Source organism: Pararoseomonas baculiformis (genome assembly GCF_017813395.1).
Lineage (GTDB): Bacteria > Pseudomonadota > Alphaproteobacteria > Acetobacterales > Acetobacteraceae > Roseomonas > Roseomonas baculiformis.
In genome coordinates, this window is sequence record NZ_JAGIZB010000059.1 from 1 (window position 1) to 8637 (window position 8637).

7 protein-coding genes and 1 pseudogene are annotated in these 8637 nt (G+C 64.6%); 3 read left to right on the plus strand and 5 right to left on the minus strand.

Features of this window, described 5'->3' with window-relative positions:
* Positions 1-123: 123 nt before the first annotated feature.
* Both istA and J8J14_RS23955 read right to left on the minus strand, forming a co-directional pair.
* Positions 124-873, minus strand: a pseudogene (gene istA / locus J8J14_RS23950) (IS21 family transposase); the annotation flags it as partial.
* Positions 874-980: 107 nt separating this feature from the next.
* Positions 981-1442 (minus strand): recombinase family protein, encoded by a 462-nt coding sequence (locus J8J14_RS23955; protein WP_209382056.1) that lies wholly within the window; start codon positions 1440-1442, stop codon positions 981-983.
* A gap of 293 nt (positions 1443-1735) precedes the next feature.
* Here J8J14_RS23955 and J8J14_RS23960 point away from each other — a divergent pair, with 293 nt between their 5' ends.
* Positions 1736-1894, plus strand: coding sequence for a DDE-type integrase/transposase/recombinase (locus J8J14_RS23960; RefSeq protein WP_408896605.1), 159 nt, complete (start codon positions 1736-1738; stop codon positions 1892-1894).
* 1844 nt (positions 1895-3738) lie between these two features.
* Entirely contained in the window at positions 3739-4605 is an 867-nt protein-coding gene (locus tag J8J14_RS23965; RefSeq protein WP_245216132.1) for a replication protein RepA, read from the plus strand.
* A gap of 921 nt (positions 4606-5526) precedes the next feature.
* Here J8J14_RS23965 and J8J14_RS23970 read toward each other — a convergent pair.
* The 3 genes from J8J14_RS23970 to J8J14_RS23980 form a co-directional block, all read right to left on the minus strand.
* Positions 5527-5976, minus strand: coding sequence for a type II toxin-antitoxin system VapC family toxin (locus tag J8J14_RS23970; protein ID WP_342452530.1), 450 nt, complete (start codon positions 5974-5976; stop codon positions 5527-5529).
* Complete coding sequence (locus J8J14_RS23975) at positions 5973-6212, minus strand: type II toxin-antitoxin system Phd/YefM family antitoxin (RefSeq protein WP_209382061.1); 240 nt, start codon at positions 6210-6212, stop codon at positions 5973-5975. Before J8J14_RS23975 ends, J8J14_RS23970 begins: the two co-directional genes overlap by 4 nt.
* A gap of 126 nt (positions 6213-6338) precedes the next feature.
* Positions 6339-7001 (minus strand): AAA family ATPase, encoded by a 663-nt coding sequence (locus J8J14_RS23980; RefSeq protein WP_245216133.1) that lies wholly within the window; start codon positions 6999-7001, stop codon positions 6339-6341.
* 615 nt (positions 7002-7616) lie between these two features.
* On the opposite strand from J8J14_RS23980, the gene J8J14_RS23985 reads away from it, so the two are divergent.
* Positions 7617-8204: a transcriptional regulator gene (locus J8J14_RS23985; RefSeq protein WP_209382059.1), complete on the plus strand. Its 588-nt coding sequence runs from the start codon at positions 7617-7619 to the stop codon at positions 8202-8204.
* Positions 8205-8637: the final 433 nt, after the last annotated feature.

Consider the following 8637-nt stretch of genomic DNA (forward strand, 5'->3'; position numbering starts at 1 on the left):
CCCGCCGCCGCGGCAGGCCACCCAAGGCCAGGCACGCCGACCTCAGTCCCAACACATGAGGACCAGCCGATCTGGGGAATTTTCAGCCAGCGCTTCTGAGGAAATCCACCTCAGCATTGACAGGGCGTCCTGGACGTTTTTCTCGACCTGACCTTTCTCCCAGCCCGAGGCTGGATTGCAGAACTCCGGCTCGAACAGATAATGGCTCGCCATGGCCAGGAAGCGGGCATTGACCTGCCGCTCGCGGCTCGGGCCGATCCGGTCCACGGCGGTGCGCATGTTGTCGTAAATCCCGCGCCGCGGCACGCCACCCAGCACGCGAAAGCCGTGATTGTGGGCGTCGAACAGCATCTCGTGCGTTTGCAGGAGGTAGGCCCGCACCAGGAAGGCCCGGCTGTGGCAGAGCTTGAGGTGGGCAACCTGCAGCTTGGTGCGCTCGCCGCCGATGACGGCCTGCTCCTCGCTCCAGTCGAACTGGAACGCCTCGCCCGGGCCGAAGGCCAGGGGCACAAAGACACCGCGGCCGGAGGTTTGCTGCTGGCGAAGCCAATCATCCCGCCAGGCCCGCACAAAGGCCGCGACCCGCCGATTCGAACCATCATAGCCCAGCCCCACCAGCTCCGCATGGAACTGCCGGGCCGTGCGTTTCTGTTTGCACGGTCTGCGAGCATCCGTCCGCAGCCAGGCCGCCAGCCGCTCAGCAAAGGGGTCCAGTTTGCTGGGGCGATCGGGTGTCCTGAAAACCGGCTCCACCGCGTCCGACCGCAGGTACTTGCGGATGGTGTTCCGCGACAGACCCGTCCGGCGAGCAATCAAGCGGATCGACAGGTGCTCCCGGAAATGCCAGCGCCGGATAACGCTCAATAACGCCATGTCCAACACTCCCGCCGCCCCCGCCCAAAAGGCAGAAGCTAGCGTCCGAACATGGGTCAGTTCTCAGTGGCAACTTCACCCCTAACCGGGTCAGTTCTCAGTGGCACTCAACACAGCATCACTCCCGCCTCCAACTTGCGCTGGCGGCCACGCCGCATGCGCTCAGTGATCAGCGTGCGTTCATACTCCGCCACTGCACTGCGGATCTGCAATAGCAGCTGATCATGCGGATCCTGGCTCATGGGGCGGTCGAGGAACTGCACCTCGCAGCCATGTCCCTGCAGCTCCTCCAGCAGCAAAACCTGATGCACGTAGTTGCGCGCCAGCCGGTCCGGCGCGGTGATCAGGACCAGATCGAGGCTGCGGGCCGCGGCGCGATCGCGCAGGCGATCGAGCCCTGGCCGCCGCAGCGAGGCGCCGCTGTAGCCATCATCGCGGAAGACCTGATCAGGGAGGATGTCCCCGCCTTGCTGGCGCGCATGGCCGGTCAGACGCTCAATCTGCTGCTCGACGGTTTGGGCCTGCGCCTGGCGCTGTGTCGAGACCCGCGCATAAAGGGCCGTCCTCATGGCCATCCTCCCGCACGCCGGGGCCGCGCAACCCGCCGGCAGACGCGACGGCCATCTCCCTCGTCCAGGCCAATACCTCCTGGTAGGCCCGATCCCATCGACGCTGACCATCCGGAGCTGGCCACGCCGTCCGACGCACGGTCCACTGGCATCGCATCTGTCCCTCCCGACTGGAGGGATAAAGCTGGGGTCGTGCCGGCCTGCCTGGAGCGCTCCCACAGTGCCAGCCGAGACCAGCTCAGGCGCAAGCGCGAGCGGCGAACCCAGCAGAATTCGTCATTTGCGATTAGACCATCGAGCAGGATCATCGGCGCGTGAAACGCCTGGTCCGACCGGGGCTTGGCTTCGGCAGTTTCCGGACTGCGCGACGAACCCTCGCCGGATACGAGATCTTGGCCATGATCAGAAAGGGACAGCTTCGAGAGGTCGGCGGACGCGACATGCGGGGCTAGTCCGCCTTCGTCGCAGGGTTGTTCCAAACGGCAGTCTGATCTGCAGCCCTCACGGGCCATTCACGGCACTACACAATCTTTGCAACGGAACCGATCCTGCGGCAGTCCCTGCGTTCGTAGCAACCGACAGGGCAGGCGCAGGCTGAGGGATCAATTCGCCAGCGGACTGCCCTCCGCGGCGCCTTCCTCCCGTCGACGAACGATCAGCAGCGGGCTCATCCTGATCTCCACCGTGGCGCCGGCCATGACTGTCGCCTTCTCACCCGCTCGCGATCAAGCGCGGCGGCTCCGGCGTCTCAGGAGCGTCGAAGAAGCCAGACCTCGATGGCGCGAGGCTTTCGGCCCTGTGCGCGGCGCCACTGCCACCCGACAGTGAAGGTCTTCCCCGGAGCTATCTCGGCGATCCGCCAGCACTGGGCCCGGCGGCGTTCCGAAGGGAGTGGGGACTCTACTAGGAGCCCCCTCCCCCCAGGCTCCAGGCCCTGTCTGGGCCGCATCTTTCCTAGGGGCGGGCCTGGGGACTCTGCCGGGGGAACTTGCTTCCCGGATCGCTGCCTTCCCTCCCCAGCGGCTCCGGGGGCGGTGTCACGCCAATGCCACGAGGATGAGGTGGGGACTCTGCCGGGAGGCGGCTTCCCTGCGGAGCGCAACCCGCGCTGGATCAAGTGCTCGCGGGGCTGCCGAAGTGGGGACTCTACCGGGGAGACGGGTCCCTGGTGCCGCTGCTTCGCCCTTCCGCCGTGACATTAGGGCCAACAATGGGTGCAGCGGCGCTCTCAAGGGCCGTGGGGACTCTACCGGGAGCCCCCTCCCCCCAGCCCTCAGGCCCTGTCTGGGCCGCATCTTTCCTAGGAACGGGCCTGGGGACTCTGCCGGGAGGCGGCTTTCCTGCGGAGCGCAACCCGCGCTGGATCAAGTGCTCGCGGGCTGCCGAAGTGGGGACTCTACCGGGAAGACGGGTCCTTGGTGCCGCTGCGTCGCCCTTCCGCCGTGACAATAAGGCCAACAATGGGTGCAGCGGCGCTCTCAAGGGCCGTGGGGACTCTACCGGGAGCCCCCTCCCCTAGGCCCCAGGCCCTGTCTGGGCCGCATCTTTCCTAAGAACGGGCCTGGGGACTCTGCCGGGAGGCGGCTTCCCGGATCGCTGCCTTCCCTCCCCGGCGGCTCCGGGGGCGGCGTCACGCCAATGCCAAGAGGATGAGGTGGGGACTCTGGCGGGAGGCGGCCTTCCTACGGAGCGCAACCCGCGCTGGATCAAGTGCTTGCGCGGTTGCCGGCGTGGGGACTCTACCGGGGCGTTCAAGCGGTCTGTTGAATCGTCAGGAGTCAGACCCGGTCACCTCGAAGCACCAACGCCGGAAGCCAGCGTCCTCCTGTTCGGGGACCAACAGTTCTACCTGGCGGAGCGCCTCGGCGCCATCACACGCCCACCCAGGAAAAGTTTTCTTAAGTGGCGAGGCGTGCACGGCTCGCAGCGTAGCATCGTCCGGCATGAGCAGTCGCCGCGAAGCGTCAGGCCGAGTCGCAGGTCGGCAGCCCGGCTCGCTGAACGCCGGGGCCCGGGACCATTCACCTCGCAGGCGGGGACTTCACCGGAGGTGGGCGGGGACTCTGCCGGGGAGGCGCGTCGAAGAATCAACGAGTCCCGAGAGGTATCCCGGGGGGAACAGCGGGACAAACTAGTAGTAAATTCTCAAATAGCCTTCCTAGTAGCTGCTCCCGGTAAATCCCCCAGCGACAAGCGGGCCTGTTCCGGAGGAAAAGAGGGATGCATTGGGAGAGTCTTGGCGATGGGGACGGTGCACAAGATCATTGAGGCTCATGGGCGACGCGGGGCACTGTCGATGGACATCGACCGGCGTGTGGTGGACGCGGCAGCGGACTTCATGGCGGATGAAGAAGGGGGCATTGGTTTCCTTTTCTCCGGCTGGGCGCAGGCAGCCCTCCCACATAAGCGTCTGCCTGACGACGCTCCCTGGCAGGTCCAAACCGAGCGAGTGATGCTCCTGGTGCAGCCTGGACGGCGAGCAGTTCGCGACAGCGCACCGGTTCCGATTGGCGTTCCATATGGGTCCCGAGCGCGTCTCATCATGCTCTACTTGCAAACGGAGGCGATTCGGACGAACTCGCGCGAGGTCGAGCTCGGGAAGTCGCTGCGTAGCTGGCTCGCCAAGATGGACATTGCTTGGGGCGGGAAGACGGTAAAGGACGTTCGCGAGCAAGCTGAGCGGATCAGCCACTGCAGCCTTTCCTTCCAGATCAATCAGGGCGGGCGCGGCGCGCTATTGAACCAGCACATCGTTGATACCGCGCTGTTCCTGGACTCCGACGACGGTGCCCAAGGGAGCCTATTTCTGGAGAAGGCGAAGCTGTCAGAGAGTTTCTTCGAGCAGTTGAAGCGACATCCCGTTCCTCTACAGGAGGCAGCGATCAGGCGGCTCAACGCGAGTTCGATGGCGCTGGACATCTATTGCTGGCTCGCCTACCGCCTCCACGTGCTTGAGAAGCCCTGCCCCATAACCTGGCTCGCGCTGAAAGCGCAGTTCGGCACCGGCTTCAATCGCTTGGACCACTTCCGTGCAACATTTCAGCAGAACCTGGAACTGGCCATGGCAGTCTACCCGGAGGCCAAGGTGGTGGCGTCCCCTGCCGGTCTTACGCTGCATCCTTCGCGTCCAGCCGTGCCGCCAAAGCTCGCAGCAGTGAGGTAGTTCATGCCGCCACGTTGGCGAGCACTAAACCCTCGAACTTGACAGGATTAGGGCCATAAAGGCCTGTAGAAATCAACGATTTCGCACGTAGCGCTTGGCCCCGCCACGACTCCACTTCCTATCACTGCCGCCTGTTAGCGTCGGCCGGGCAGACGGTTGTTCCGATGGGAACTTTCCTTGCCAGAGGCCACTTCCAGGCACCCTAGAGGAGTCTGATAGAAATTTTCAGGGTGCCCACAGCAGTGAGAGCTGCATCCAACACACGCCGGGTCGGTGGGACGTTCTCCTTTTCCCGGCAACGAACGCTCGCAAAGGTGTAATGATTCCCGGCCGTGGCTGAGAAGCCGCAGTTCTCGTGCGGGCCGGGCATCGGCTGACTCGCAGCCCGCCAATCTCGTCCAGAGCGGAACGGGCGCTCGTTTTTCGCAAGCGGGGATGTGCTCCTCAGACGCCCTGGTGCTCCTGGCCTGCTACCCAGGTGCCAGGCAGGTCAGTGCCGAGCGCCCGGACCGAAGCGGACCGTTAGCGCCGCCACACCCTCCTGGAGGTTTACCGGGCGCACTGGCAGCCCCGGCTACGCACCGTCTCGGCTCAGCTTCTCCGCTATGGCCAGGCGGATCCAGGCCAGCCGTGCCATGCCCCCAGCCTTCTTTCTGGCCCCGTCTACCCGCTCTGCCATGTCAGGCGGCAACACCATAGTGAAGCGAACCTCCGCCTCTGGAGCGGGCGCCGGCTCGGGCGCTGCCTTCGGCAGAGGATCGTCACGGGTCTCGGCCGCCCCGATGACCCGCTCGACGTCGGCTTGGCTAGGCTGGCGGGTAGGGCGAGAGAACTTGCTGCTCTGGGCCATCGATGCACCTTTTAGATACTGTGACAGTGTATTTTCGGTGCAGCCGTCACACCGGTAAAGTGCATCCTCAGTCAACTGTCGGCGGGCAATGCCGAGAACGGATCCTGTACCGGCACCTCCAATGGCTCGAAGTGCCGGACGTTGCGGGTCAGGATGCTGCAGCCGTGCTGTAGAGCCGTGGCGGCAATAGCGATGTCTGCCAGGCCCGGATCATGGCCCTTGCTCCGGGCCAGATCGGACAGGCGGCCCATGTGCCGCGCTGCCCCCAGGTCTACAGGGATGATCCGCTTGCCATAGAGGTGGAGCAGCACTTCGAGCCACTCCGTCAGCCCCTTGGCCTTCTGCGTGGCGCCCTGCCGGCGGAGCTTAGCTATGCCGTCCTCCAGCTCGGCGACCGTGATCACGGAGAGAAAGAGGCTCGCGCTGTTCCGGTCCATCCAGGCGACGAGGTCCGGCGAGGCAATGGCCTTTGTTGGCGCCCCGGCCGAGAGCACGTTGGTGTCGACAAGATACAGGATCAGAGGCCCACATCGCGGAGACCGCCCTGCCGCGTGGGCAAGTCGTCGTCCTCCAGTGGGGCGGCCATCAGCAGACGTCCGAAGGATGGCACCTGGGAGAGGCGCTGCCACTCCTCGAAGCTGACGACCACGGCCTCAGGGCGTCCGTGGCGGGTGATGACGGAGGGGTGCCCGGCTTTGGCCTGATCGAGCACAGCCGACAGGGTCGCCTTGGCGTCGCGAAGCTGGATCTCTTGCATACCGGCCTCCAGGACCACAGTAGTCATATGGTGGTCTGCGACGTCCAGGCGCAAGAGATGACTGAAGGTCTGCTGCTAGTCGGCGAGACAGGCACTTGATATCGCACTGGCACCACTAATGCACTCTCACGGTGCATTATCCGTATTGAAGGCATACCTGTAGAGTGCATCCAGCTCGGCGACGGCCTTGGCATCCGGGCGCTGGGCTTCACAGGCGGCTAGGCCCGCCAGATGGGCCACGGCTATGCCTTTGCGGTTCCCGACTCTGATAGGGGCCGCTTCGATCACCTCTGCATGCTCCGCGAAGGCCGCTTCGGCCTCGGCATTATCGCTGCCGATCGGATCCGCCCGGTTCACGAAGGCCACGGCACGTAGCCCCTCATTGATGGTTCGCACGTCGCTGACCGTCTGGGCGACGGCGTCCAGGGTCCATAGGTCTGGCCCGCGGGGAGGAAAGGGCAGCAGCACCATGTTGGCGACGGACAGGGCTGCGCGCTGGGTGCTGGTATCCCGGGCGCCGGCGTCCACGATAACCACGCCGTACTTACCTGACAGGCGTCGGAGCTCGTCTCTGATCTGCTTGCCCACAATGGACACGGTGGTGACAGGCGCCAGGTCGCCGGGCTGCTCAACTCGGGCAGCTGCCCAGGTGGCTGTCGTCTCCTGAGGATCGGCATCGACCAGCAGCACCTCCTGGCCGGCGCGGGCCGCCAGGACGGCGAGATTCGCCGCAAGGGTGCTCTTACCGATACCCCCTTTGATCCCCCCGGCTATCAGTATCTTCCCCATACCGAACTCATACCTCCTCGGTGTATCCACGGTGCATTGTCAACACAGCCACGTTGATTCTCCAGGTAGAGAGATCAGGCTGTATCATGTACCTTCTTCTGCTGCCCGAGCGTGGCCGATCAGGCGCAGGATGATCTGTTGTGGCGTGACCGTCCGTTGCTCCTCGAGCGTCGCTGCGACTGCCCGACGCAGGAGGAAGGCTAGATCTTCCCGGCTTGGCCTAAGGCTGATTTGGTGAGTGTCGGATGGAGGGCGACCAGGCGGGCGTGAAGCCGGCGCGGGTAAAGGATCCGGTGCGCGTGGTGCAGCTGATGCAGCCTTTCGGCGCGTAGGAGCTACGGCCTTCGAGCCAGTGCCTCGGGGCTTGGAGGTAGCCCTAGGGTTTTTGGTGACCATATCGGAAACCCCTAAAGGGTGTAGTTTACGAACCGGAAAACCGCTGATTCCCAGACAACACCTATTGCTCCTCTTTGTAAGGAGGCAAGGGCGCATGAGGAGAACTGAGGCATGAGATGCCCGGTTCTCCTCATGCGCCCTGTGCGTGGTCTGATTCCGAAATGCGCTGTCCCAACGTTGCTTTCCGTGGTGCTGTCGCGGCGGAGGTCGTCACCCTGAATGCTTGTGTTTGTTGATTTCGAGGCCTCGTCCCTGGCGCCGGGATCGTATCCAGTCGAGGTCGGCTGGGTAGCCGAACATGGTGAAGGCGAGGCCCATCTCATCCGACCCGCGCCGGACTGGGTCGAGTGGTCCGCTGAGTCGGAGGCGGTTCATGGTCTCGCTCGCGAGCGCCTGGTGCGCGAGGGTGAGCCCGCAGAAGACGTGGCCCGGAGGGTTCTCGATGTTCTAGGGGCTGCCGGCGTAGTCGTGGTGTCCGACGCCGCGAAGTGGGAGCAGTTATGGCTGGATCGCCTCATGAGGGCGGCCGGGTTGGTGCACTCGATCCGGATAGTAGAGCTAGAGCGGGAGATTCTGCTTCCGGAAGCGCGGCGCATCCTGCAGCTGGCTTCGGTCAAAGGAGGCCCTGGTCAGCATGTGGCGCGGGGCGCTTGGCTGGATCGTGCCAGTGAGATCGTGGGCGATGCTCAGCACGCTAGCCGGAACGGCGGTCGGGTCCAGCATCGAGCCCTTGCCGATGCCGAGGGCATGCGTTCGTGGTGGCTCGAGGTGGGCAAACGGGTCGCGCAGGTCATGGGGGAACGGTAAGGGTGGCCGCGAGGTCCCCTTTCGTGCCGTCACCACAGGGCAAGAAAAGTAATGTTTTCGGGCAGGGTGGGCCGTTGCAGGATGTCGCCGGCAAATGGTGTGAGTTGGGCGGCTGATGTGCAGGAAGTCCCCGCCCGCGACGGCTACCCGATGAGTTCCTCGTTTTCCCGTCTTGCAGCCGCGACGAGCTGATCGGGCTCATCGAGCCTGTCGGCCGGCGCTCGATCCTCGAGCCAGCCATTTGGCCCGACGAACCAAAAAGCTCGCTGCCAGTCGCTCATTGTGTGGGGGAGCACTGCCAGCACACGCCCTGTCTGCCGTCAGGTCTCCTGAGACAGGCGGGGTTGGTTGAGGAGTGGAGGATTTCCGGTTCATCGTGACCCCAAGGAGTGGGACATGAGCCAGAAGTCAGCTGCCCCGAGCCCGAAGCCGC